Source organism: Bacillus sp. FJAT-29814, from assembly GCF_001510715.1.
Classification (GTDB): domain Bacteria; phylum Bacillota; class Bacilli; order Bacillales; family Cytobacillaceae; genus Neobacillus.
In genome coordinates, this window is record NZ_LMTJ01000008.1 from 317,794 (window position 1) to 341,454 (window position 23,661).

Genomic DNA, 23,661 nt, shown 5'->3' on the forward strand with positions numbered 1-23,661 from the left:
AATCAACAGACAAGGTTAATGTATCCAAACAAAAAAGACTGTCGATTAAAACCCGAAATCCTTCGGATTTGTCGACAGTCTGTAAGCCGGAATATCCGGCTTTTTACCTTTGTAAAAATGAAAATACATGTGTATTTTGACTGGAAGGGTCGAAATAGGCCAATAAATACCCTGGATGTTTGTCAACCTTTCCTGTATTGAGGTACTTTGTTAAATCAAAGGATAGGTGTTCAAGCACCGTATGCTTGTATAAGTCTTTTTCATCCAGCTTTAATTGGGAGAAATCCTCGCCAGCAAGCATTGGTGATTCGCTTAGGAGACTATAGATTTTGGTCCGGCTGCTTTTTTCCAATGTGTGCTCCCACCAAGGCTTCCTTGGCTTATATTTATGTTTGATCAGGTAATCATACTTCATTAACCCGATGATAACATCCATATCTTCGACGGATTTCTGTTGCAAAAACGAAAATAATCTCCGGAACAAATCCTCGAGCTGATGCCCAATTCTTGACCATCCCTGTTCATCCCAATAGGACCCAAATTCCTGAAAGAAATCAAACGGAGTCGGAAAAACATGAGTTACCAAATATTCTACAGTAGTATCCATGCGATGGTCGTTCCAATACTTTTCCAAGACATCCTCCACTTGCTTAATCCTGACAATATCATCGAAAGGCAAAACATTATTGCTTAGGATTTCATAGGGAGAATGGTCCATATATACATAATCATGCTCAGCAGCACGCAGCCTAACTCCAGTACCGCGCAGCATTTTTAAAAATCCAAGCTGCAACTCCTCCGGCCTCATTTCAAAAACATCGTTAAAGGTTTTTCGAAATGAGGAATAGTCTTCACCTGGAAGACCGGCAATCAAATCCAAATGCTGGTCAATTTTTTTGCCTTCTTTCACCATGGTGACCGTTCTGGTCAGTTTGGCAAAATTTTGTTTGCGCATGACAAGCTCATTCGTATAGTCATTGGTGGATTGTACACCAATTTCAAAACGGAACAAGCCTTTTGGCGCCTCCTGATTCAAAAATTCAATGACCTCAGGACGCATAATGTCAGCGGTAATCTCAAATTGAAACACAGTCCCGGGCAGATGTTCATCGATCAAAAAGCGAAACATTTCCATCGCATAACTCCGGCTAATGTTAAAAGTGCGGTCAACAAACTTAATCGTTTTAGCACCGTTTGCCATCAAATAGCGGATGTCCTCCTTAATGCTTTCCCGGTCGAAATAGCGGACCCCAACCTCAATCGAAGACAGGCAGAATTGGCAGCTAAACGGGCAGCCCCGGCTTGTTTCTATATAAGTAACCCGTTTACCCAAATGCGGGATATCCTCGGAAAAGCGAAAAGGGGAGGGAAGTTCCTTTAAATCGAGTTTATTCCGCTGTGGGGTAATGACGATTTTGCCGGCAGTATCCCGGTAGGCTACACCATGGACATTTTGCAAATTATTGGTGGTCTCCAGTTCGGTTAACAGCTGTTTAAATGTTTGTTCCCCTTCGCCCATGACGACGTAATCAATCTCGGGGTACTTTTCCATCCATTCTTTTGTATCGTAGGACACTTCAGGTCCCCCTAATACAATCTTTAGCTCCGGATCAATTTTTTTAAGCATATTGATAACCTTTAATGTTTCTTCAATATTCCATATATAACAGCTGAAACCAATGACATCTGCTTTTTGTTGATGGAGATCTGAAACAATATTCATCACTGGGTCCTTGATGGTATATTCTTTCAATTTCACATCATATTCGGGAGAGGCATATGCCTTCAAGCAACGTATGGCCAGATTAGTGTGAATGTATTTTGCATTTAATGTAGAACAAATAACCTTCATGAAATAGCTCCTTTTCAAAAATAAAACAATATATAATTATAACTTATTTTTACCGTAAAAGACAGTGGACAATCCCTGCTAACACGCGAAACGCGATTGAGCCCAGAAAACAGCAGCCAGCCGTTTTGTTATGATGAAAACAACTGTTATATTACAACCTAAAATCTGTTATATAATTAAATAATTTGATTTGATAATGATTTATATGTAAAAAGATAAAGTGTTTCATAAATTTTTGGCACATGTTTGATTTTTGTCACAGCTAATTAAATATAAATGTCCTACAATGGTTTTGGAAGTTAAATTTTTTATGTCTTTTTCGTGTAGTTTTTTTGAACGAAGTGAGGAGGGGGACATTATGTCAATTTTACCGAAAAAAAATGAACTAGGATTTTTTGAAATCCGTTTGGAATCCATCGGCGGCCTCGGGGCCAATCTAGCCGGAAAAATGCTGGCAGAAGCCGGTGTCCTAAGCCTAGGTCTTAGAGGGTCGAACTTTTCATCTTACGGTTCCGAGAAAAAGGGATCCCCGGTTAAGAGTTTTATCCGTTTTTGCGACCCGGATGTGGAAATTCGCGATCACAGCCCAATTGAACAACCGCATGTTGTTGGTGTGTTTCATGAAGCGTTGTATAAAACAGTAAATGTTGTCAGCGGTTTGCCTGCTGATGGGATTGTGTTGGTCAATACTACAAGAGATTTTGATGATGTAAAAAAGGATTTACAACTTGAGTACGGTACTCTGGCTGTAGTTGACGCGTTAACCATCGCCGTTGAAGAAAAAACAAAAGTAAATACCGCGATGCTTGGGGCACTATTCAGAATTTGTGATTTCCTTGACCCTGAAGCAATGAAAAATGTTATTCGCAAAACATTTGAGAAAAAGTATCCACATTTGGTTGAGCCGAATTTACGAACTTTTGACCGCGGTTACAATGAAGTACAGTTCAAATCCTATGCTGTTCCTGAAGGTGCGGAAGGCAAGGCGTTTGTCCGCCCACAGCCTCAGCTTGGATTTTTAACGCAGGAGCTTGGCGGTGTAATTACTGCTCAGGCAAATAGCATTTTAAAAGATTTAAGCGGTTCAAGACAAGGGTTTCTTCCTGAATTCAATCGTGAAAAATGTATTGATTGCGCCGCTTGTGATAATGTTTGTCCGGATTACTGTTTCGTATGGGAAGAGGGCGAGGACAAGCGCGGAAGAAAGCAAATGTTCCTTAAAGGGATTGATTATCAATATTGCAAAGGCTGTCTAAAATGCGTGGAGGCTTGTCCGACAGATGCACTTAATGATCTTCGTGAAATAATTGGTTATGCTGACGCAAATCGCGTGAAGAAAAACTTTCCTTATGTAGTAGGAGGTAGTTTATAATGGCTATTTTAGAAGATAAATTGACTTCCAAAGGGGTTGCCGTACAGGTTTCAACCTTTGAATCAGGAAATGAAATGGCTGCAATGGCAGCAGCACAGATCAATTATCATATCATGGGTTACTTCCCAATCACTCCTTCAACTGAAGTTGCCCAGTTTTTAGATCAGATGAAAGCCCGCGGTGAACACGATATAAAGTTGATTCCGGCAGATGGCGAACATGGATCGGCTGGAATTTGTTATGGAGCAGCTGCTACCGGCGCCCGTGTATTCAATGCAACTAGCGCCAATGGTTTCTTATATATGATTGAACAATTGCCGGTCCAGGCAGGCACAAGATTTCCAATGGTTATGAACCTGGTGACTCGTGCTGTAAGCGGTCCGCTTGATATCCGAGGTGACCACTCTGATCTTTACTACGGTTTGAACACAGGTTGGGTAATTTTGACGGCAAGAACACCTCAGGCTGTTTACGATATGAATATTATGGCGTTGAAAGTAGCTGAGCATTCCAAGGTACGCTTGCCGGTTATTGTCGCATATGATGGATTTTGGACCTCCCATCAAAAGCGTAGAGTCGAATATTTTAAAGATCGCCGTGTCGTTCAACAATTTGTCGGCGAGTGCCCGACTGATTACAATTTTATAAGGGATCCGAAGCAGCCGGTGACAATCGGTGCTCATATGAACGGTGAGGATCTGATGAACAACCACTTCCAACAGTCAGAGGCAATGTACAATGCAGCAGAAGTGTTCAAGGAAGTTGCATCAGAGTATGCAAAGCTTTCTGGAAGAGAATACCCTGTTCTAGATTTATATAAAATGGAAGATGCCGAAGTTGCATTATTCCTATTAAACTCCGCTGCCGAGTCGGCCAAGGATGTTGTTGATCAGCTTCGTGCCCAAGGCATTAAAGCAGGGGTAATCAGCCCGAATATTATCCGTCCATTCCCAGCCAAAGAAATCCGTGAAGCCTTGAAAAATGTGAAAGCATTATTAGTAGGCGAACGTGCTGATTCTTATGGAGCTCATGGACCTAATTTGACTCATGAAGTGAAATCTGCGCTTCAAGATGACAAGGATAACAAAACAATCGTTTTAAGCCGAGTTTTTGGTATGGGCGGCAAGGATTTCTATGCAAGTGATGCCCATGAATTCTTCAAGATGGCGATTGACGCTATGGAGAGGGGCTATGCTGAGAAGCCGTTTGACTATTTTGGTGTGGTTCCGGGCAATCCCGAGAAAATCCTGAAGCCTGTCATTGCCCCTCAGCATGGCGATGTGTATAAATCCGGATTGATAGAAGTCAAAATGGACCAAGAAACAAATAAATTAAAGGTAAAAATCCCGCCGCTAAGAATGTTAACATCGAAACCGAAACGAATCGCTTCTGGCCATGGGGCCTGCCCTGGTTGCGGTATTTTCGGCGGACTTGAATTATTCTTTAAGGGGATTGAAGGTGATATTGTCACCCTATTCCAAACAGGTTGCGCCTATGTTACAACAACAGCCTATCCATACAGTTCACATAAGCAAACGATGATACACAACCTATTCCAAAATGGTGCCGCAACCTTATCGGGTACTGTTGAGGCGTTTATGGAATTAAAGCGCCGCGGAGAGATCAATGTATCTGATGATGCAACATTCGTCATGATTACCGGTGACGGCGGGATGGACATCGGTATGGGTTCAGCAATTGGTACGGCACTACGCGGCCATAAATTGATTATGCTGGAATACGACAATGAAGGATACATGAATACCGGTTCACAAATGTCCTATTCGACACCGCTTGGTCATATGACCAGCACATCCGGCGTTGGAAAGACACAAAAAGGGAAGTCATTCCACCATAAGGACACCGTTCAAATCATGGCAGCCACCAATATTCCTTATGTATTTACCGGTTCGGAAGCATTTCCTCAGGACTTGGTCAAAAAAGGCGCCAAAGCCCAATGGTATGCCCAAAATGTCGGCCCAGTTTACGGAAAGCTATTAATTACCTGTCCGCTTAACTGGAAATCCGAAGACCGCTACGGGACAAAAATTCTTGAAGCAGCCGTCAATTCTTGCTTCTTTCCACTTTACGAGGTGGAGCAGGGGGTAACTACGATTACCTACAACCCTGAGGAGAAGAAAAAGCGTGTTCAGGTAACCGAGTGGTTTAAATACATGGGTAAAACAAAACATCTACTAAAAGAAGAAAACAAACATTTAGTGGAAGAGTTTGAAACAGAAGTGGAAAAGAGATGGCAACGGCTCAAAGCTAAGCATGAAAATCAATGGTTATAATAGTAAAGCATGGCAGTCAGGGGCATTCCCCCTCCTGCCATGCTTTTTAGTTATAATACTCCGGTTTGCGGTCGGTAAAAATCGGGATTTGACTGCGAATATTTTTGACCAGATCCAGATCGATTTCTGCTGATAAAATTTCCTCGGTTTCACCAGCCTCCGCGATTATTTCTCCCCATGGGTCAATGATCATGGAGTGGCCGGCAAATTGGTTATTAGGGTCGCTCCCGACCCGGTTACAGGCAATGACATAACATTGGTTTTCAATTGCCCTTGCAATTGACAATGTCCGCCAATGCGACAGCCTTTGGGCGGGCCATTCGGCGACGACAAATAACACTTCTGCCCCCGTCGAGGTATGAGCACGAATCCACTCCGGGAAGCGGATGTCATAACAAATGACACCAGCAAACGGGCGGTTATCTAGCGAAAACAATCCTTTATCGCTGCCGGCCTCCAAATAAAGATGCTCATCCATCAGCTTGAATAAATGCAGTTTACTGTACTGACAAACAAGCTCACCCTCCCGATTAATAATCAGGAGTGTATTTCTCACCCCGCTGTCATTACGATTGGCAACGGAGCCGCCAACAAAATGGATCTGATATTTTTTTGCGGCCTTTTGCAGAAATTGAATCGTTTGATTTGCAGCCGGGTCCGCTATTTCCTCAAGCCTGGACAAATTATAACCCGTTGTCCAAAGTTCCGGGAGGACTATGATATCGGGGTTCGTAGCAGCAGCTTTTTTAATGAGCTCTTCAGCTTTCTTGTAATTTTTATCTGGTTCGCCAAAAGCAATATCCATTTGCAGACAAGCAATTTTTAAATTCACTTTTCTCTCTCCCTCGTAGTAAGATTCTGAATTTTTACTTTACAATCTGTTATAAAAGTTATATCATTTGTGACTAGAATTTCAACCTTATAATAAAAAAAGTGGGTGAGAATGTGATGAAATTTGCGCAATCAGAACTATTAAAAAGTCTTCCAAAGCAATTTTTTGCCTCGTTAGTAAAAAAAGCCGGGCTATACATTGAACAGGGCTATGATGTAATTAACCTCGGGCAAGGCAATCCAGATCAGCCCACTCCCCAACATATTGTCGCAAAGGTCCAGGAAGCCGCTGCGAATCCGGTGAATCATAAGTATTCTCCATTTCAAGGGTTTCCCTATTTAAAACAGGCAGCGGCACATTTTTACCTGCGGGAATATGGGGTTTCGATTAATCCAGATAAGGAAGTTGCCATACTGTTTGGCGGCAAAGCGGGGTTGGTAGAAATTCCGCAGTGCCTGCTCAATCCGGGAGATACAATCCTGGTCCCTGACCCCGGATATCCAGATTATTGGTCTGGTGTTGCCTTGGCAGGGGCTGAAATGACGACAATGCCATTAACAGAAGAAAATCAGTTTTTGCCTGACTACGATAAACTTTCCCCGGAGATTTTGGCAAAGGCAAAATTAATGTTCCTTAACTATCCAAATAATCCGACAGGTGCCCAGGCAACCCCCGAATTTTTCGAGGAAACAGTGAAGCTCGCTAATGAGCATAACATTTGTGTTGTTCATGATTTTGCCTATGGCGCCATTGGTTTTGACGGATTAAAACCGCCGAGCTTTCTTCAGGCAAAAGGTGCCAAAGAAATAGGCATCGAAATATACACGCTTTCAAAAGCCTATAATATGGCAGGTTGGCGTGTCGGTTTCGCTGTTGGTAACGAAAGTGTAATTGCTGCACTTGAGCTCCTCCAAGATCACCTTTATGTCAGTTTATTTGGAGCCATACAGGAGGCGGCAGCTGAAGCGCTCACTGGACCTCAGGAATGTGTCAAGGAATTAAATGCCCTGTATGAGCGCAGACGTAATGTTTTTATTGGCGGACTTCGTGACTTGGGATGGAATGTGACGGCACCCGAAGGATCATTCTTTGCTTGGCTCAAGGTGCCCGAAGGATTTACATCCGTGGATTTTTCCGATTTGCTTCTAGAAAAGGCCCACATTATTGTTGCACCGGGTATCGGCTTTGGGACGTTTGGGGAAGGCTATATCCGTGTAGGACTATTAGCAAACGAGGCCCGGTTGGTTGAAGCAGTTCGAAGAATTGGCAGGTTGGATCTTTTTAAAAGATAGTCAATATGGACTAAAATTCACACAGGGACTTTGGTCACAATAAATATTTCAAAAAAATTTGATATTTAATTCTTGGCTGAAAAGTCAAGAGGTTTTTAAGAAAAGTCCGTGTTTTTTTACAACGAGCTTACCATTCCGAACAAGTTGTGATAATTGTCGTAAAAACAAGAATAACAGGAGGAAAAATGTCGAAAAACGAGAGTTTTATAATGTTTTGTCTACTTTTGCGAATGTATTTACTTTTACAATTTTTCTTGTCATAATTCATCAAGTAGTCTAATTTTTTAGCGAATTACAGTAAGAGTGTATGAGGCAGGGGGATAACATTGTTCGAGTATAGTAATGGCATAAGCGAAAGTGAAGTTCAAAACGATATTATTGAAGAGATTAAGGTCAAAAGGGACTTAATGATAAAGAGTGCAAATACCTTTGGTTTTACTAGTGAAGAAACAATTAAATACAGTCAGGAATTGGACGAACTAATCAATGAATATCATAAAATGATGGGACAAGCCTCCCGACAATGTGAAGAGGTCCGATTTGCTTTTAAAGAGATGATCATGATTTGGCCCAAGGTCTTAGTTTAATCATTTTTGCAAAAAACAATATTTTAATAAAGGTACTGAAAAAGGTCTTTATTTCGCTAACTTCAGTAGCATCTGAATGCGGAAAAAAGACCTTATAGTACAAGATGGCATTAGCATCTTCAGTTAATTCTTCCAAATGTATCAGACAACATTTCTCCTTTGATAACTCCAGTTATGAATAATTTCAACAAATTTAGACAGTAGATGTGATTTTTATCATTGTTTATATCTCAATATTTCATATAGTTAAATTAGTATAATCATAGAGACAACACATCACAGTCTTCACCATTTGAAGTCTTCTTATATATTTTTCTCAAAAAAATGACGTTTATCGATAGTTTGTTTTAACTCCTGTTTTTGCAATTGACATGAAACATATTAGAAAACTATTAATATTGGGTAATATGCTTTTATTTCGATACATATATCGTAAATAAAAGCATTTTAATAAACCATCCAGCAAACGCTTACAACATTCCAGGATTATTGGAGGAGGGAAGTCCTACATGCACATTGTCGTATGTGTCAAGCAAGTTCCAGATACGAAAATCATCAAAATCAATCCCAAAACAAACACACTAGACCGCAGGAGTGCACCAGCCATTTTGAATCCTTACGATGCCCATGCTGTACAGGAGGCGGTGAAAATTAAGAAAAAAACGGGTGGGACCGTTTCCGTATTATCAATGGGACCGCCACAAGCAACCGCTGTTATTAAGAAGAGCATCGAAATTGGCGCTGACCAAGGGTTTCTAATCACTGACCGCGCATTTGCCGGTGCAGATACTCTTGCTACCAGCTATGCCTTGTCAAAGGCATTGGAAAGAATCAGCAAGGAAAAACCAGTGGATATGGTTATCTGCGGAAAACATGCTATTGATGGCGACACCGGACAAGTAGGCCCGGGAATTGCACGAAGATTGGATATTCCTCCGGTTACAAATGTCATTGAGGTAACCGAAGTTAATGAGCAGGACAAAAAAGTGGTAATCAAACGGAAGCTGACCAACGGCTATGAGCTGATTCAGTCGCAAATGCCTTGCTTGTTGACGGTGGAAAAGGAAATAAACGAAATTGATTATTCACCAATGCCGAACATGATTAAAGCGGCAAGATATGAACCGGTCATTTGGGCAGTAAGTGATCTGGAGGATGTAGATCGTTCTCAGCTTGGTCTTAAAGGCTCCCCAACCATTGTCGGAAAAATGTTTACACCGCCCCGCCCTGAAGGCGGCAAGAAGCTTGAAGGCTCCGCCGATGAGCAAGTCAATCAATTAATGGAGATTTTGTTGGAGAAGAAGGATCTATTTACATTGCAGTCATCTAAATAACCACGATTATTTTTGAAGCAGGGAGGGGCTTACGTGAATCTTGACGATTACCGCGGAGTCTGGGTGTTCATCGAACAAAATGCCGGAAAAATAGAGGGTGTTTCTCTTGAATTGCTTGGTGCGGGACGAGAACTTGCTGATAAGTTGCAGGTTCCGCTCGGAGGATTTTTGCTTGGAAATGAAATTAAACAGTTAGCCAGTCAAGTTATAGCCTACGGCGCTGACGAAGTGTATATGATTGATAACCCGATACTGAAGCATTATCGGACAGAATCGTATATGAAAGGTGTTATGCTGCTTGCACAAAAATACATGCCGGAAATTATTCTTTACGGGGCCACCCCGAATGGAAAGGACTTGGCAAGCGCAGTCGCGACAGATTTGAATACCGGATTAACCGCCGATACGACAATGCTTGATGTTGATGTCGATAACAGATTGCTTGAGGCGAGCCGGCCAGCGTTTGGCGGCAATATTATGGCGACAATACTCTGTAAAAAACATCGTCCGCAAATGGCGACTGTACGACCAAAGGTAATGAAAGCACTAGATCCAGATTCAGGAAGAGTTGGTAAAGTCATTGAAGAAAAAATTACTCTCCAGGAAGAGGATATGCGCACAAAAGTGCTCAAAATTGTGAATGACGTAACAAAAAAAGCCAATTTGGCTGATGCCCATGTCATTGTATGCGGCGGTAAAGGAATGGGGGACCTTCAAGGCTTCCAGCTTATTCATGAACTGGCCGAAACAATCGGGGCAAGTGTCGGAGGCACCCGCGATGTTGTGGAAGCAGGGTGGTTGCCACATGAACAGCAGGTTGGCCAAACAGGGGAAACGGTGACGCCAAAAATTTACTTTGCGATTGGGATTTCAGGCGCTATCCAGCATGTTGTCGGCATGAAAAACTCGGAACTAATTATTGCCATTAATAAAGATCCGAATGCACCAATCTTTGATGTAGCCGCCTATGGAATTGTTGGGGACGCACTGGAAATCATTCCGAAACTAATTGCGCAATTTAAGAGTCAAAAAGTTGAACAAGGCGGTGAATTGAGCTATGCCTGAAAAATTTGATGTCATCGTGGTTGGGGCTGGGCCTGCCGGGACCGCTTGTGCCTATGCATGTGCCAAAGGCGGCCTGAACGTTTTGTTGATTGAACGCGGAGAATATCCGGGAGCAAAAAACGTAATGGGCGGAGTTCTGTACCGTAAGCAAATGGAAGAGCTAATTCCTGAATTTTGGAAGGAGGCGCCATTAGAAAGGCCAGTAGTAGAGCAGCGCTTTTGGATGATGGATAAAGAATCCGTTGTTTCATTCGGTTACAAAGGCCTCGAGTGGGCCGCCGAGCCTTACAATAACTTTACCGTTCTAAGAGCACAGTTTGACCAATGGTTTGCCAAGAAAGCCGTTGAAGCAGGCGCACTTCTAATTAATGAAACAGTCGTAACGGAATGTATTGTAGAAAACGGCAAGGTTGTTGGCGTCCGTACTGACCGTCCTGATGGGGAGGTTTTTGCAGATGTTGTCGTCCTCGCAGACGGGGTAAACTCACTGCTCTCAAAACAACTTGGCTTCCATAAGGAATTCCGTCCTGATGAGGTTGCCTTAACGGTAATGGAAGTTATTAATCTTCCAAAAGACAAAATAAATGACCGTTTTAATTTGCAGGATAACCAAGGCTGTACAATTGAGATCTTTGGTGATTCCACTAAAGGGAATTTGGGAACCGCGTTTTTGTATACAAACAAGGAAAGCCTGAATATCGGGGTTGGAACTACTCTTTCCAGCATGATTAAAGCGAAATTAAAGCCATATGATTTACTGGACTATTTAAAAACACATCCAATGGTTAAACCGTTCTTGGAAGGCGGTGAGTCCGCCGAATATCTGGCCCACTTGATTCCGGAAGGCGGTTTTCACTCCGTGCCAAAGGTAGCCGGAAATGGCGTTCTGGTCGTTGGAGACGCGGCACAGCTTGTCAATGCCATCCATCGTGAAGGTTCGAACATGGCGATGCACTCTGGATTGTTGGCGGCTGAAACCGTAATTGAAGCAAAAAATCGTGGCGATTATAGTCAATCCAGTTTGAACGGCTACCGTGAAGCCCTATATAACAGCTTTATTATTAAAGATTTGGAGAAGTATAAGGACGCGGCACATACATTTGAAAAATATCCGCAATACTTTAAAGAGTACGTCCCGATGATGAACCAGGCTGCCAGCAAGTTCTTTACGGTTGATGGCACTCCTAAGCGGGACAAACAAAAACAAATTATCAAGAGCATGACAGCCGAGAGAGGCACGCTTCGCGTATTGCAAGATATTTATCGAGCTTGGAAGGCGGTGAAATAATGTCAACGAAGAATATTGAAGAAAAACAGTATCTTCTAAGATTCAAGTGTGATACAAAGTCTCATTTGACCGTACTTGATCATGACGTTTGCATGACCCAATGCCCGGATAAAATCTGTACCGTTTTTTGCCCAGCCGAGGTATATAAATGGGAAGGAACGCGGATGCAGGTAGGTTACGAAGGGTGCCACGAATGCGGCAGCTGCCGGATCGGCTGCCCATACCAAAATATCAAATGGGAATACCCGAAAGGCGGACACGGAATAGTCTTCCGGCTTGCCTAATGAAAAAGTGCTGTTTGCCAACTGCAAGCAGCACTTTTTTTAGCGTTTTTACTGTATGTATGTTTTTTCACAAGGGATTTTAAAAAGAAGATGAAGCAAGAAGGTAAGTTTTGAAGAGGTTAGCTTATTTTTTCTAATATAACGGTGGAGGAAAGTTCATCATTTTTGCTTGATGCTGTCATTGAGGTGGCCAGTTTAATCGCATGGTCAATCAATTCCATGTTAGAAGAGCAATAATAAGGCTTTTTCCAATTAAAGTCACCTTCACCATCAGCTGGATAGATGCTGACTTTCCAGTGGTAATAGATTTTTGCTTGCGGGAACTGCACCCCTTCAACTGCAATAAGCCAGTGGGTTGATTTTGAACCAGGGTAATAAGCGTCTGTTTCCTTTAATGCTCTGTGATCGTTGCTGCCAATGGGTACTAAGGCCACTTGGTAAAAATCATGGTAATTAGGGGTTTTCAAAGTTTTTATCCTCCCTTTTATTTTCTATCTTTATTATATGAAACTTTGAAACTATATTTGTGTGATAAATGTTAAAATTTTTTGAAAAATCACCAGAATACATAAAATTGTCATAAAAGGGACGGGTAACCTGTCCTTTTTTCCAGAGCAAATTGACAGTTGGCCAATATTTTTTTATAATAATTTTGAAATCGAGATAATTTTCAGGACCAACCTAACAAAATGTAAAAGGATGAGTTTTTATGGAAAATGATGCAACCGCTAAATCCTTAAAGTTGTTTATCGTTCTTTCTAGAGCCTATAAGGCCATTAATGAGCATGTAAATAAAGTCATTCAGGCTAATGGACTAAATCCTACGGAATTTGCCGTACTAGAACTTCTATATCATAAAGGCGACCAGCCGCTTCAGCAAATTGGCGCGAAAATTTTGCTGGCTAGCGGGAGCATTACCTATGTGGTCGATAAGCTTGAGCAAAAAGGCTTATTAAAAAGAATTGCCTGTCCTACCGACAGACGTGTGATTTATGCCTCCATTACGGATGAAGGAAAAAACATGATTCAGGATATTTTCCCCGAACATGCCAAACAAATTGACAAGCTCATGTCAAGCCTTAACGAGTCAGAGAAAGACACAGCCATTGATTTACTAAAAAAATTGGGATTACCAGCGGGAAAATTTTAAAACGGCCAATCGGCCGTTTTTTATTTTTGCAACAAGGATAGATAGTATATAATGAAATAGATTGGAATAATTTGAAAAATTAAAGGGGGATGTTTATGGGCTTTCAGGACTATACATATGTTCGTCCCAATTTGGAGGACGTAAAAGATAAATTTGCGGCTGCACTTGAACAGTTCAACAATGCTTCATCAGTTGAAGACCAAAGCAGGGCGATGAATGAGATTAACGATCTTAGAAATGATCTTGGGACGATGTTCAATCTTTGCCATATCCGTCATTCGATTGATACGAATGATGAATTTTTTAAGGCAGAGCAAGATTATATGGATGAATTGGGTCCCGAGGTTGAGGGATTGGTGTCTCAGTACTATCAAGCATTGGTAAGTTCAAAGTTCCGTCATGAATTGGAAACAAAGTGGGGCACCCAGCTGTTTGCACTGGCTGAGGGACAGCTGAAAACTTTTAAACCAGAAATCGTCCCGCTGCTCCAACAGGAAAATCGATTGGTGACTGAGTACACTAAACTCGTTGCTTCGGCAAAAATAGACTTTGAAGGGGAAGAACGGACCCTTGCACAAATCGATCCGTTTATCGAATCGAAGGATCGGGACATGAGAAAACAGGCTGCTGAGGCAAAATTTGGTTTCTTTGCACAGCATGAGGCGGAGCTTGACCGGATTTATGATGATCTCGTCAAGGTGAGAACCGAGATTGCAGCCAAGCTTGGGATGAAGAACTTTGTTGAACTGGCCTATTATCGAATGATGCGGACTGATTATAATGCAGAAATGGTTGCCAATTTCCGCCAGCAGGTAAAGGATTTTATCGTGCCGATTGCATCAAAATTAAAAGAACGCCAACGGGAACGTTTGGGCATGGACCAATTAAAGTATTACGACGAAACCTTTGTATTTCAAACCGGTAATGCTGTCCCGAAAGGAAGTCCGGAATGGATTATCGAGAACGGCCAAAAAATGTACCAAGACCTTTCGAAAGAGACGGGGGAATTTTTCAACTTCATGCAGGAAAATGGCCTGATGGACCTGGTAGCCAAAAAAGGGAAAGCTAGCGGCGGCTACTGCACGTATATTGAAAATTACAAAGCTCCGTTCATCTTTTCCAACTTCAATGGAACGTCAGGGGACATTGATGTGTTGACACATGAGGCTGGCCACGCCTTCCAGGTGTACTCAAGCCGTCATTTTGAGATTCCGGAATATTATTGGCCGACTTATGAAGCAGCTGAAATCCATTCGATGAGTATGGAATTCTTCACCTGGCCATGGATGGAGCTATTTTTCAAGGAAGATACCGATAAATATAAGTTCTCTCATCTAAGTGAGGCGTTATTGTTCCTGCCGTATGGGGTCTCAGTTGATGAGTTCCAGCATTGGGTTTATGAAAATCCGGAGGCGGAACCTAAAGTAAGGAAAGCCAAGTGGCGGGAAATTGAGGAAAAATACTTGCCGCACAAGGATTATGATGGCTTCGTTTATCTGGAAAACGGGGGTTTCTGGCAGCGTCAAGGACATATTTATAATTCACCGTTTTACTATATTGACTACACCCTGGCACAAATTTGCGCGTTCCAGTTTTGGAAGCGGTCACGGGAAAACCGGGAAGAGGCATGGGCCGATTATGTAAATCTTTGCAAGCTTGGCGGCAGTATGTCATTTACAAAGCTTGTCAAGGCAGCTAATTTAATATCGCCATTCGAAGATGGCTGCATTCAGTCAGTAGTCGGCGAAATTGAGGATTGGTTAAATTCAGTAGACGATAAAAAGTTATAAATGTAAACTTGCCTGTTGGCAGTCCGTTAGGACGAAGACAGAGGCGTAGTTTAATTTATTCTTTCTTATTAGCTAAAAAAATGCGAAGCCGTGATAAATGGCTTCGCATTTTTCTATTTATACCGCTACCGTTTCAGGAATTACTTTCAATTCACCATCCACGATTGCGGCGGTTAATTTTTTTGCTTCTGGCTGTTCGAGGATGAAATCGGTGATTTTGTCCTCAAGCTGTTCCTGAATCACACGGCGCAGCGGGCGGGCACCGAATGCTGGATGGTAGCCAAGTTCAGCCAGCTTATCTTTCGCTTTCTTTTCAATGGTCAATTCAATGTTTTGTTCAGCCAATGTATCTTGAAGCTCATTAATCATCAAATTAACAATGGTCAAAATATGGTCCTTATCGAGTGAGTTGAACTCAATAATACTGTCAAAGCGATTTAAGAACTCAGGCTTGAAGAAACTGCCCAAGGAATCCAAAATTGAAGCTTCTTCCATTGCTTCGCTTGCATTGAATCCAACATGGATTGGCTTAAAGCCGACACCGGCGTTACTTGTCATGATAATCACTGTGTCCTTAAAGCTTACCACTCTGCCTTGGCTGTCAGTCAGGCGTCCGTCTTCAAGAATCTGTAGGAACATATGCATTACATCTGGATGCGCCTTTTCAATTTCATCCAATAAAATAATGCTGTAAGGATTGCGGCGAACCTTTTCGGTCAGCTGTCCTGCTTCCTCGTGGCCAACATAGCCTGGGGGAGAACCGATTAATTTTGAGATGCTGTGTTTTTCCATGTATTCGCTCATATCAAGGCGGATCATCGACTCTTTTGTTCCAAACAGTTCCTCAGCGAGTGTCTTCGTTAGTTCAGTTTTACCGACACCAGTAGGGCCAACAAAGAGGAATGATCCAATTGGCCGGCTTTTTGGTTTTAAGCCGGCACGGCTGCGACGAATTGCTTTAGCCACTTTAGCCACAGCTTTTTCTTGGCCAATGACCTTTTTATTCAGATTTTCCTCCAAGTGTTTCATTTTAAGTTGCTCATCTGCTTGAAGCTTTCCAACAGGGATACCGGTTTTTTGTTCAATGATTTCCTGAATAAGTGAAATCGTAACAATCGGTCTTTCTTCAGTGGCAACACTGTTTAATGATTTTTCAAGAAGGGCTTCTTCATCGCGAAGCTTAGCAGCCGCTTCATATTGCTCATTTTTCAACGCAGCCTCTTTTTCTGCAGCAATTTCCTTTAGTCGCGCTTCAATTTGTTCATTACTCTTATAATCGGATAACAGGTTTAATCTTGAACCTGCTTCATCCAGAAGGTCAATCGCCTTATCCGGTAAGAAACGGTCTTGGATGTAGCGCTGAGACAAGTTCACGCATGCGCGGATTGCTTCCTCAGAGTAAATGACCTCATGGTAATCCTCATATTTCTTTTGGATACCTTTTAGAATGGCAATTGCCGCTTCTGTGTCCGGCTCTTGAACCTGTACAGGCTGAAAACGCCGCTCAAGTGCTGAATCCTTCTCGATTTGGCGATATTCCTTAAGTGTTGTGGCCCCGACCACCTGGAGCTCACCACGGGCTAGTGCCGGCTTTAAGATATTCCCTGCATCCATCGAACCTTCGGCAGAACCGGCGCCGACAAGCAAGTGAATTTCATCGATAAACAGAATTACATTTTTGCGTTCTTGCAGTTCGGCAATCAATTGCTTCATTCGTTCTTCAAACTGGCCGCGGATACCTGTATTGGCAACAAGTGAGGCAACATCGAGCAAATAGACCTCTTTACCCTGCAGCTTTCCAGGCACATCACCTTCAGCTATTTTCAGCGCGAGTCCTTCCACGATGGCCGTTTTACCAACACCGGGCTCACCGATTAATACCGGGTTATTTTTGTTGCGTCGATTTAAGATTTCGATAACCCGCTTTATTTCTTCATCACGGCCAATGACCGGGTCAATTAAACCAGCTTTGGCCATTTGGGTGAGGTTGCGGCCGAAATGGTCAATAAAGCCGCCATGGTCCGACTTTGGTTGATGATGTTGTTGGGAATTTGGGGTGCTTCCTGTTTGACCGAATAAGGCGTTTTTATTGGCTAACAAATCCTCAAAAGGGAAGCTATGAAATGGATTCATATTCATCCCAAAGCCTGTTCCTAAAGTTTGTTTTTCTTTTGCATAACATTCATGACAAAGTTTTAAATCTGTTCGTTTTCCGTTAACATTCATTGATAATTGTATATTTGCTTGGTTTTGATTGCATCGTTGACAAAGCATAAATGAAAACCTCCTTGGTTTAATAGTTTAACGCTTTGACTTTGACTAACTTTGACCTTATGCCCATAGTATACTCTGACCTTTTTTGACTTTCAAGTGATCTGCCTATAGAAATACTTTCCTATAGAGGAAAATGCTCGTCATTGTTTGTCCCTTTAGTCATATATTGAAGGTAAGGGGGAGATGATGTGAAAAAAAGCTGGAGTCAAGCCTTTCAAATTGCAGCGGTTTATGTGGGTACCGTTGTTGGGGCAGGGTTTGCTACGGGAAAAGAAATCGTCGAATTTTTTTCGCGATTTGGTTTCTTCGGCTTCATTAGCATATTAATGAGCGGCTATCTATTTGTCATGATCGGTTCTAAGTTAATGAGAATGGCCGCACAGATAAAGGCAAAATCCTATCAGGAATTTAATGAATATCTATTTGGAAGATGGGCGGGAAACGTCATAAATTTTTTTATGTTGTTTATGTTGCTGGGGGTCAGTGCCGTGATGCTTGCAGGGGCAGGAGCCGTGTTTGAGGAACAGCTTGGGTTGCCGAAATATATTGGGGTATTCCTGACAATTTTCCTTTCCTACATAGTCATGTTCGTGGGAACAAAAGGGCTTTTTGCGGTTAATACATTCGTGGTGCCGGTAATGATCGTTTTTAGTTTAATCTTGATGATGTTATCGTTAAAAATGCCGAACTTTTTGGAGCAATTTTTGTATATACCACATGCGTCGGATGGTTGGAAGAGTGTCGTGGCTCCGTTTTCCTATGCGGCATTGAATCTGGGGCTTGCACAGGCTGTTTTGGTCCCGATTGCGACCGAGGTTAACGATGATTGGACGATTAAATGGGGTGGGATTCTTGGGGGGCTTGCCTTGACTGTTATCCTGCTTGCGAGTCATTTCACCTTAATTATGCTGCCAAACCTTGAATTATATGAAATTCCAATGGCGATTATTATGAAAAACCTGGCTCCGTTTTTCTATTGGGTTTTTGTCCTTGTCATTTATGGGGAGATCTTCACCTCTGTCATTGGCAACGTCTTCGGATTGGACAGACAGTTGCAGCAATTCTGGCCGCTCCCAACCGTTGTTACGGTTACCATTATTTTTGCCGTTTCGTATATGATCAGTTTGGTGAACTACAGCACTTTGCTTTCTTATCTATATCCTTTATTCGGTTACATTTGCATGAGCTTTTTTATTTTGTTATGGATGAAGCCCTTTACACCAGGTGGGAATATAAAATAAGCAGCTGTTCTAATCAGAGCAGCTGCATTTTTTATTACCTAAACGGGGCAATCATAAAAATCATTATGTCAAAAATAATATGGGAGACAATTGCCATCGGCATGCTTTTTTTCCAGTAATAAAGCATGCCCCACGCAATTCCTGACAGTAAAGCTGCTAACATCAATAGCCAAGAACCGGAGTAGATATGTACAGTCGCATAAAGTATGGACGCCAATGCAATACTAATGGCGGGTTTGAAATAGTTCATTAATCTTTTTTGAATAAAACCGCGCCAGAATAGTTCCTCTCCTGGAGCAGCGACCAGGATAAGGGCGATATACTGCCAAAATAAATGCGGCGCAAACCATTTATACAACCGGTTAAGATCCTTTTGAAACGGAATATTGAGAAGTTCAAAGCCTTTAATTCCTAGCCAAAAAATAAAATATATCAGGAGTCCGGAGATCACTCCGACCAGTATATATTGACTAAAGGATGCCTCGTCGTCTACATCCCCCTGGAATTTCGAAAAGGCAATTAATGCAAGGATCGAACCCGTAAAGATATACCAAAATATTGCCTTATCATGAAAGGAAAAATAGATCAAGGCATGGGCACATGCCAATCCTAATAAAAGGCGAATATCAATGTTCAGGTTTTTCATGAGATAACTCCTTAAAAATGAATAGCTAAAAAGGAAAAGAATACAATTTTCATTTTATCCAATTCCAACATAAGAATATCTATATTTGAAAAAAATAAACGGGAAAGGAGTGAAGAGTGTGAGCAGTTCGAAAAGTCAAAAGGAACGGCAATGGACCGTACGCAAACAAGATCAAAATCCCCATGGAAAAGTTAAATCGCTTAAACAGTTAGCAAAAGAAGCGGACCAGGGATAAATGAAAGAAAAGGCAGCGGGAAGGTCTGCCTTTTCTTTCACTCTATTTAAACGCTTTCTCTAATCACCTTATAGTTTTTATGATTGACGACTGTTCGTTGATCTAATTCCAAATCACGATAATTATCCATATAAGTTAGGTCAACGATAACTGAATTCTCATTTACCTTTTCAACGATCCCTTGCAGTCCACCGCGGAATTCAATGACATTTCCTACTTCTGCTCTTTTCAACAATTAGCCTCTCTCCTTTAGCTAGTATACTATAAAAAACTATTTAAGTAACAGTTTGCACTACTTTTTCTAATTCGTAAAGATTTTTATTTGACAATTTTGTTAACTTACTATCATTATATTAATACTATAAAATAAAAGAATGGAAACGCCTTCAAGTTTTGCGAAAACTATTGACTTTTAAAAGGATCATTGCGTTAAATAAAAGATAAGTAAAGGTGGGTCAATATATGAATCAAGAGCATATAACCGAAATTTTAAACAAATTGATGACGGGGGAGCTTTCGGAATTTTATGTATCAAAGGAAAATTTTATGGAATTTCGTCAAGTTCTAGTAAAAAGGCAAGATTTTAAACATTTTCGCGGCATTGCCCAGCGCGACGGAAATGTATTATACCAGTATTTATCGGAACCAAGAAGTTAACACGGGAAACCTGGAAATGGGTTTCCTTTTTTTAATTTTGAAAAATTTAAATTTTTGCTAAAATAGAAAAGAACTGTAAGAAAAAGAGAATGGGGGAAATATGGTGACGATAACTGACAATATAGAAAAGTTAAAACAGGAGATTGATAAGGTGATTGTCGGAAAGGAATTAGAAGTGGAAATGATGGCAATCGCCTTATTGTTTAATGGACATATTTTGCTTGAAAGTGTGCCGGGAACCGGGAAAACCATGCTGGCCAAGAGCTTTGCCTCGGCAATAGGAGGGGATTTCTCAAGAATTCAATTTACTCCTGATGTTCTTCCCAGCGATGTCACAGGAATTCAATTTTTTAATCCAAAGGTGCAGGAATTCGAACTGCGCCCGGGACCCATAATGGCTAATATTGTCTTGGCGGATGAAATAAACCGGGCTACACCGCGGACACAGTCGAGTTTGCTTGAGGTGATGGAGGAACGCCAGGTAACGATTGATGGAATCACGGTGCCATTAAAAGAACCATTCATGGTCATTGCTACACAAAATCCTGTTGAATCCCAGCAAGGAACCTTTCCTCTGCCTGTTGCCCAAATGGACCGGTTTTTTATAAAAATAAAAGTCGGTTATCCGGGATATGAGGATGAAAAAAGGATTATGCAAATCCATCGTGGGGCCCAGCCATTAAAATCTTTAACCCAAGTATTTACGAGCGAAGACATACAACAATTAAAGTTTTCCGTAAACAACATGAGTATTACTGGAGACATTGAGGATTATATCTTGGCCATTGTAAGAAAAACCCGCGAACACCCCAGTGTCGAGTTGGGTGTCAGCCCAAGGGGGACTTTAGCATTGATGAGAGCCTCACAAGGGAAGGCTTACTTGAACGGACGTACATATGTTATCCCGGACGATGTGAAATCAGCAGCTCCATACGTTCTCGGGCATCGACTCTTACTTTCAATTGAAGGGACATTAACGAAAACTCCCGAAAGCATTATTGAGGATATCCTTGCTGCTGTTCCAGTTCCTGTCGAAGCGGGGGCGAATGGATGATCTGGAACAAATATGAAGTAGAAGACAGAAAATTGCAGGGAATTAGTGTGCTGGCGATTGTTATGATGTTAATCAGCCTTTATATGCAATCAAAATTGGTGCTGTTTCTCGGAGTTCTGTTTCTAGCCCTTGCAGTAGCTAACCAGCTTTATTTAAAAAAAGCGGGAGAACGGCTGTACGTGGATTATAGTCATGACAAAGCCAGATTCTTTATTGATGAAAAGGGCAAATGGTCGTTTATAATCCGTAATGACGGATATCCGATTTTAAAAGCGGAACTTCGAGTTTTTTTTGATTACTTTGTAGCACCGGAAAGCGAGGACTCCTCTTCCAGTCGTGGGCTACATGAAATTTCTATTCCAATTTCGATCTTTACCGGGCAAACAAAGCAAATTAGTATTCCTTTTACGGCAAACACAAGGGGAATTGCTAAAATTCGCAGGCTTGAATTTCAAATCCCAAGCTTCTTAGGGTTTGGTGAGACTGCACTGGAATCCAAATTACCCCTAACCCTTCAAGCGATTATCTATCCTCAGCCGATTCCTGTGAAAGGGTTAGCGGAACAGTTATCCAAGCTTCAAGGGGCGAATATCGTTCCCTATTCGGTTTATGAAAACCGACTCGGCCCGCTGGGAACAAGGGATTATGTCGCAACTGACAGCTTTAATGCAATCCATTGGAAAGCCAGCGCCCGAAAACAATCGCTGCAAACGAAACAGTATGAGAAAATTTCTGAAACAGGCTGGACGGTTGCGCTGAACATCTCTGATGGTCATTCTATCAACGGGAATCTTGAAGGCTTGATCAGCAGTATTACCGAATTTGCTTATTATGCCTTTCATAAACAGCTTTCCTATGCGATGTGCATTAATGTGCGCTCGGCCGGGAATACCCCATTTCTGTATTTGCCAAAAGGTGACGGCGGGGAGCATTTGCAGAAGGTACTTGAAACCTTGGCTTCCATTAATCGGCTAAACACCAGCATACCCTATCATCAGATGTTGTCCTTTTATAGCAGGCATCTTGAAAGCCAGCCCTTTTTTATTCATGCAGGGATTAGAACGCAGGAAGGTAATGATCAGCTCCTATTCATTCAATCTCAAAAAGGCGTGAGGCTGTTTGAACTGAAACTTGAAGAGGAAAATGGGGTATTAACCAAATTGGAAGTCCAAAACGAAAGCAGGAAGCTTCTATGACGAAGCGTGTCATTACGATTGCTTATCATTTTGTTTTGGAACTAATGGCCGGTTATCTTTTGCTTTTTTTATTTTATATTGGTAAAAACAAATTCCCACCCATCTTACCTCTTACCCTTTTGGGATTGACTGGAATTATTCTGTTCTCGTGGATGCTTGGAAGGCTTTTTAACAAAGGGAAATGGATTTATCTGGCCATTGTTCTCCCCTTACTGATATTTGCCGGATATAAGGCAGGTTTGACTGTTTCTTTGACAGTAGTAGTAGGGTTATATATATTTTGGCGGGGAATCTTACTAAGTGAAAATTACCCCGGAGGGTCTCACTCCCTGTTATTATTTTGGTCTTTTTCAATAGGCATTATTGCTATGGTTTATTCCTCAATGGCAGGGTATATCTATCAAAATCAAATGATTCTCATGCTGATCCTGCTGGTGATCCTCACCCTTTCCGGCAGCTATTTTGTTAAATGGAATTCGCTCGGGACTGACAAAACAAAATTCTCGGTATTTTTCCTGAAAATTTTGTTATCCCTTTCAGGAATAGGGATTATTCTCGCATTCACCTTAAAATACATTCAGTTTTTATTTTTTGGATTCTTTCAATTGCTCGCCAAAGTTATTACCGGTTTTGCAATGCCAATTTTCAGGTTCATCGAATATTTGCTTAGCTTAAGAGGGAATAAGAATCATAATATTAAATACGAACCGGCGGAGCCACTGCAAGGGGGAAATGAGTTTCAGCCTCATTCGTATAGTTTCGTGGAGAATATCATGTATTTTTTTGTCTTATTGGCGGTGGTAGCATTTATTTTTTATTTGATTAAACGGAAAGCAAAGCTGCAAAGCGTAACATTTGATTCCTTGCATGCTGTGGAAATAACGGACGGTGTCAGTGCCCAGAACCCAACCTGGTTCCTTAAAAAACGTGGAAAACCACCAGAGGATTTCATCAGGAGAGAAATCTTTCAATTGGAACAGTATGCCGAGAAATTAAAAATGGGGCGGCTTCCCAATGAAACGCTGGAGGAATGGGTGCACAGGGAACGGCTGCCCTTATCGGATGATTCCCTGCAAATCTACTATAGCGTTCGCTATGGTGGAGAAATCGTGTCAAGCAAGGACATTAATCTGGTTAAATCAGAAACAGAAACAGTTAAAATGCAGTTAAAAGAACGAAAAAAATATAGAAAAAACAAGTTCAAGACTGATACCTGAT

General features: G+C 41.7%; 22 protein-coding genes. 16 read left to right on the forward strand and 6 right to left on the reverse strand.

The annotated features are described in order from the left end of the window. Positions 1-103 precede the first annotated feature (103 nt). Positions 104-1,852: a B12-binding domain-containing radical SAM protein gene (locus AR334_RS21785; RefSeq protein ID WP_066317686.1), complete on the reverse strand. Its 1,749-nt coding sequence runs from the start codon at positions 1,850-1,852 to the stop codon at positions 104-106. 358 nt (positions 1,853-2,210) lie between these two features. Between AR334_RS21785 and AR334_RS21790 the strand changes: the two genes are divergently transcribed. Next, positions 2,211-3,224, forward strand: coding sequence for a 2-oxoacid:acceptor oxidoreductase family protein (locus tag AR334_RS21790; RefSeq protein ID WP_066317697.1), 1,014 nt, complete (start codon positions 2,211-2,213; stop codon positions 3,222-3,224). Beyond that, positions 3,224-5,518, forward strand: a complete 2,295-nt coding sequence (locus AR334_RS21795; RefSeq protein WP_066317698.1) for a thiamine pyrophosphate-dependent enzyme — start codon at positions 3,224-3,226, stop codon at positions 5,516-5,518. Before AR334_RS21790 ends, AR334_RS21795 begins: the two co-directional genes overlap by 1 nt. Positions 5,519-5,564: 46 nt before the next feature. Here the strand turns inward: AR334_RS21795 and AR334_RS21800 are convergent, their stop codons facing one another. Then, complete coding sequence (locus AR334_RS21800; protein WP_066317699.1) at positions 5,565-6,350, reverse strand: carbon-nitrogen family hydrolase; 786 nt, start codon at positions 6,348-6,350, stop codon at positions 5,565-5,567. 113 nt (positions 6,351-6,463) lie between these two features. On the opposite strand from AR334_RS21800, the gene AR334_RS21805 reads away from it, so the two are divergent. The 6 genes from AR334_RS21805 to AR334_RS29105 all read left to right on the forward strand — a co-directional run bounded on the left by AR334_RS21805 (position 6,464) and on the right by AR334_RS29105 (position 12,200). Then, positions 6,464-7,642 carry a pyridoxal phosphate-dependent aminotransferase gene (locus tag AR334_RS21805; protein WP_066317700.1) on the forward strand — a complete coding sequence of 393 codons (1,179 nt, stop codon included), beginning with the start codon at positions 6,464-6,466 and terminating at the stop codon, positions 7,640-7,642. Between the two features lie 326 nt (positions 7,643-7,968). Continuing rightward, entirely contained in the window at positions 7,969-8,229 is a 261-nt protein-coding gene (locus tag AR334_RS21810) for an aspartyl-phosphate phosphatase Spo0E family protein (protein WP_066317703.1), read from the forward strand. A gap of 509 nt (positions 8,230-8,738) precedes the next feature. Beyond that, positions 8,739-9,563 carry an electron transfer flavoprotein subunit beta/FixA family protein gene (locus AR334_RS21815; RefSeq protein ID WP_066317705.1) on the forward strand — a complete coding sequence of 275 codons (825 nt, stop codon included), beginning with the start codon at positions 8,739-8,741 and terminating at the stop codon, positions 9,561-9,563. A gap of 33 nt (positions 9,564-9,596) precedes the next feature. Then, positions 9,597-10,628, forward strand: coding sequence for an electron transfer flavoprotein subunit alpha/FixB family protein (locus AR334_RS21820; protein ID WP_066317707.1), 1,032 nt, complete (start codon positions 9,597-9,599; stop codon positions 10,626-10,628). Continuing rightward, positions 10,621-11,916, forward strand: coding sequence for an FAD-dependent oxidoreductase (locus AR334_RS21825; RefSeq protein ID WP_066317709.1), 1,296 nt, complete (start codon positions 10,621-10,623; stop codon positions 11,914-11,916). Before AR334_RS21820 ends, AR334_RS21825 begins: the two co-directional genes overlap by 8 nt. Next, positions 11,916-12,200, forward strand: coding sequence for a ferredoxin family protein (locus AR334_RS29105; RefSeq protein ID WP_040204690.1), 285 nt, complete (start codon positions 11,916-11,918; stop codon positions 12,198-12,200). The genes AR334_RS21825 and AR334_RS29105 overlap by 1 nt, the downstream gene beginning before the upstream one ends. Positions 12,201-12,319: 119 nt before the next feature. Here the strand turns inward: AR334_RS29105 and AR334_RS21835 are convergent, their stop codons facing one another. Continuing rightward, entirely contained in the window at positions 12,320-12,667 is a 348-nt protein-coding gene (locus AR334_RS21835) for a hypothetical protein (RefSeq protein WP_066317721.1), read from the reverse strand. A 242-nt stretch (positions 12,668-12,909) separates the two neighbouring features. On the opposite strand from AR334_RS21835, the gene AR334_RS21840 reads away from it, so the two are divergent. Beyond that, positions 12,910-13,350: a MarR family winged helix-turn-helix transcriptional regulator gene (locus AR334_RS21840; RefSeq protein ID WP_066317724.1), complete on the forward strand. Its 441-nt coding sequence runs from the start codon at positions 12,910-12,912 to the stop codon at positions 13,348-13,350. A gap of 95 nt (positions 13,351-13,445) precedes the next feature. After that, positions 13,446-15,140: a M3 family oligoendopeptidase gene (locus AR334_RS21845; RefSeq protein ID WP_066317734.1), complete on the forward strand. Its 1,695-nt coding sequence runs from the start codon at positions 13,446-13,448 to the stop codon at positions 15,138-15,140. Between the two features lie 117 nt (positions 15,141-15,257). On the opposite strand, the gene AR334_RS21850 is transcribed toward AR334_RS21845, so the two are convergent. Further along, complete coding sequence (locus AR334_RS21850; protein ID WP_066317737.1) at positions 15,258-17,414, reverse strand: ATP-dependent Clp protease ATP-binding subunit; 2,157 nt, start codon at positions 17,412-17,414, stop codon at positions 15,258-15,260. A 188-nt stretch (positions 17,415-17,602) separates the two neighbouring features. Here AR334_RS21850 and AR334_RS21855 point away from each other — a divergent pair, with 188 nt between their 5' ends. Then, positions 17,603-18,655, forward strand: coding sequence for a hypothetical protein (locus AR334_RS21855; protein WP_066317740.1), 1,053 nt, complete (start codon positions 17,603-17,605; stop codon positions 18,653-18,655). Between the two features lie 34 nt (positions 18,656-18,689). Here the strand turns inward: AR334_RS21855 and AR334_RS21860 are convergent, their stop codons facing one another. Continuing rightward, positions 18,690-19,301 carry a CPBP family intramembrane glutamic endopeptidase gene (locus tag AR334_RS21860; protein ID WP_066317750.1) on the reverse strand — a complete coding sequence of 204 codons (612 nt, stop codon included), beginning with the start codon at positions 19,299-19,301 and terminating at the stop codon, positions 18,690-18,692. A 118-nt stretch (positions 19,302-19,419) separates the two neighbouring features. Here AR334_RS21860 and AR334_RS30430 point away from each other — a divergent pair, with 118 nt between their 5' ends. Further along, positions 19,420-19,536, forward strand: a complete 117-nt coding sequence (locus AR334_RS30430; RefSeq protein WP_253701338.1) for a DUF6254 family protein — start codon at positions 19,420-19,422, stop codon at positions 19,534-19,536. A 46-nt stretch (positions 19,537-19,582) separates the two neighbouring features. Here AR334_RS30430 and AR334_RS21865 read toward each other — a convergent pair whose 3' ends face one another. Next, the gene (locus AR334_RS21865; protein ID WP_066318606.1) at positions 19,583-19,768 is read right to left on the reverse strand and encodes a DUF2187 family protein; all 186 of its coding nucleotides are present in this window, start codon (positions 19,766-19,768) and stop codon (positions 19,583-19,585) included. Positions 19,769-19,998: 230 nt separating this feature from the next. On the opposite strand from AR334_RS21865, the gene AR334_RS21870 reads away from it, so the two are divergent. The 4 genes from AR334_RS21870 (at position 19,999) to AR334_RS21885 (ending at position 23,660) form a co-directional block, all read left to right on the forward strand. After that, positions 19,999-20,193, forward strand: a complete 195-nt coding sequence (locus AR334_RS21870; protein WP_066317751.1) for a hypothetical protein — start codon at positions 19,999-20,001, stop codon at positions 20,191-20,193. Positions 20,194-20,293: 100 nt separating this feature from the next. Continuing rightward, entirely contained in the window at positions 20,294-21,247 is a 954-nt protein-coding gene (locus AR334_RS21875; protein WP_066317754.1) for a MoxR family ATPase, read from the forward strand. Continuing rightward, entirely contained in the window at positions 21,244-22,443 is a 1,200-nt protein-coding gene (locus AR334_RS21880) for a DUF58 domain-containing protein (RefSeq protein WP_066317765.1), read from the forward strand. The genes AR334_RS21875 and AR334_RS21880 overlap by 4 nt, the downstream gene beginning before the upstream one ends. Further along, positions 22,440-23,660: a hypothetical protein gene (locus AR334_RS21885; protein ID WP_066317769.1), complete on the forward strand. Its 1,221-nt coding sequence runs from the start codon at positions 22,440-22,442 to the stop codon at positions 23,658-23,660. The genes AR334_RS21880 and AR334_RS21885 overlap by 4 nt, the downstream gene beginning before the upstream one ends. Position 23,661 lies beyond the last annotated feature (1 nt).

Bases quoted from the DNA above. Each gene is read 5' to 3' on its own strand.
- AR334_RS21785 (WP_066317686.1), bottom strand. From the start codon at position 1,852: ATGAAGGTTATTTGTTCTACATTAAATGCAAAATACATTCACACTAAT.
- AR334_RS29105 (WP_040204690.1), top strand. From the start codon at position 11,916: ATGTCAACGAAGAATATTGAAGAAAAACAGTATCTTCTAAGATTCAAG.
- AR334_RS21875 (WP_066317754.1), top strand. From the start codon at position 20,294: ATGGTGACGATAACTGACAATATAGAAAAGTTAAAACAGGAGATTGAT.
- AR334_RS21880 (WP_066317765.1), top strand. From the start codon at position 21,244: ATGATCTGGAACAAATATGAAGTAGAAGACAGAAAATTGCAGGGAATT.
- AR334_RS21825 (WP_066317709.1), top strand. From the start codon at position 10,621: ATGCCTGAAAAATTTGATGTCATCGTGGTTGGGGCTGGGCCTGCCGGG.
- AR334_RS21850 (WP_066317737.1), bottom strand. From the start codon at position 17,414: ATGCTTTGTCAACGATGCAATCAAAACCAAGCAAATATACAATTATCA.
- AR334_RS21845 (WP_066317734.1), top strand. From the start codon at position 13,446: ATGGGCTTTCAGGACTATACATATGTTCGTCCCAATTTGGAGGACGTA.
- AR334_RS21815 (WP_066317705.1), top strand. From the start codon at position 8,739: ATGCACATTGTCGTATGTGTCAAGCAAGTTCCAGATACGAAAATCATC.
- AR334_RS21870 (WP_066317751.1), top strand. From the start codon at position 19,999: ATGAATCAAGAGCATATAACCGAAATTTTAAACAAATTGATGACGGGG.
- AR334_RS21860 (WP_066317750.1), bottom strand. From the start codon at position 19,301: ATGAAAAACCTGAACATTGATATTCGCCTTTTATTAGGATTGGCATGT.
- AR334_RS21790 (WP_066317697.1), top strand. From the start codon at position 2,211: ATGTCAATTTTACCGAAAAAAAATGAACTAGGATTTTTTGAAATCCGT.
- AR334_RS21885 (WP_066317769.1), top strand. From the start codon at position 22,440: ATGACGAAGCGTGTCATTACGATTGCTTATCATTTTGTTTTGGAACTA.
- AR334_RS21840 (WP_066317724.1), top strand. From the start codon at position 12,910: ATGGAAAATGATGCAACCGCTAAATCCTTAAAGTTGTTTATCGTTCTT.
- AR334_RS21795 (WP_066317698.1), top strand. From the start codon at position 3,224: ATGGCTATTTTAGAAGATAAATTGACTTCCAAAGGGGTTGCCGTACAG.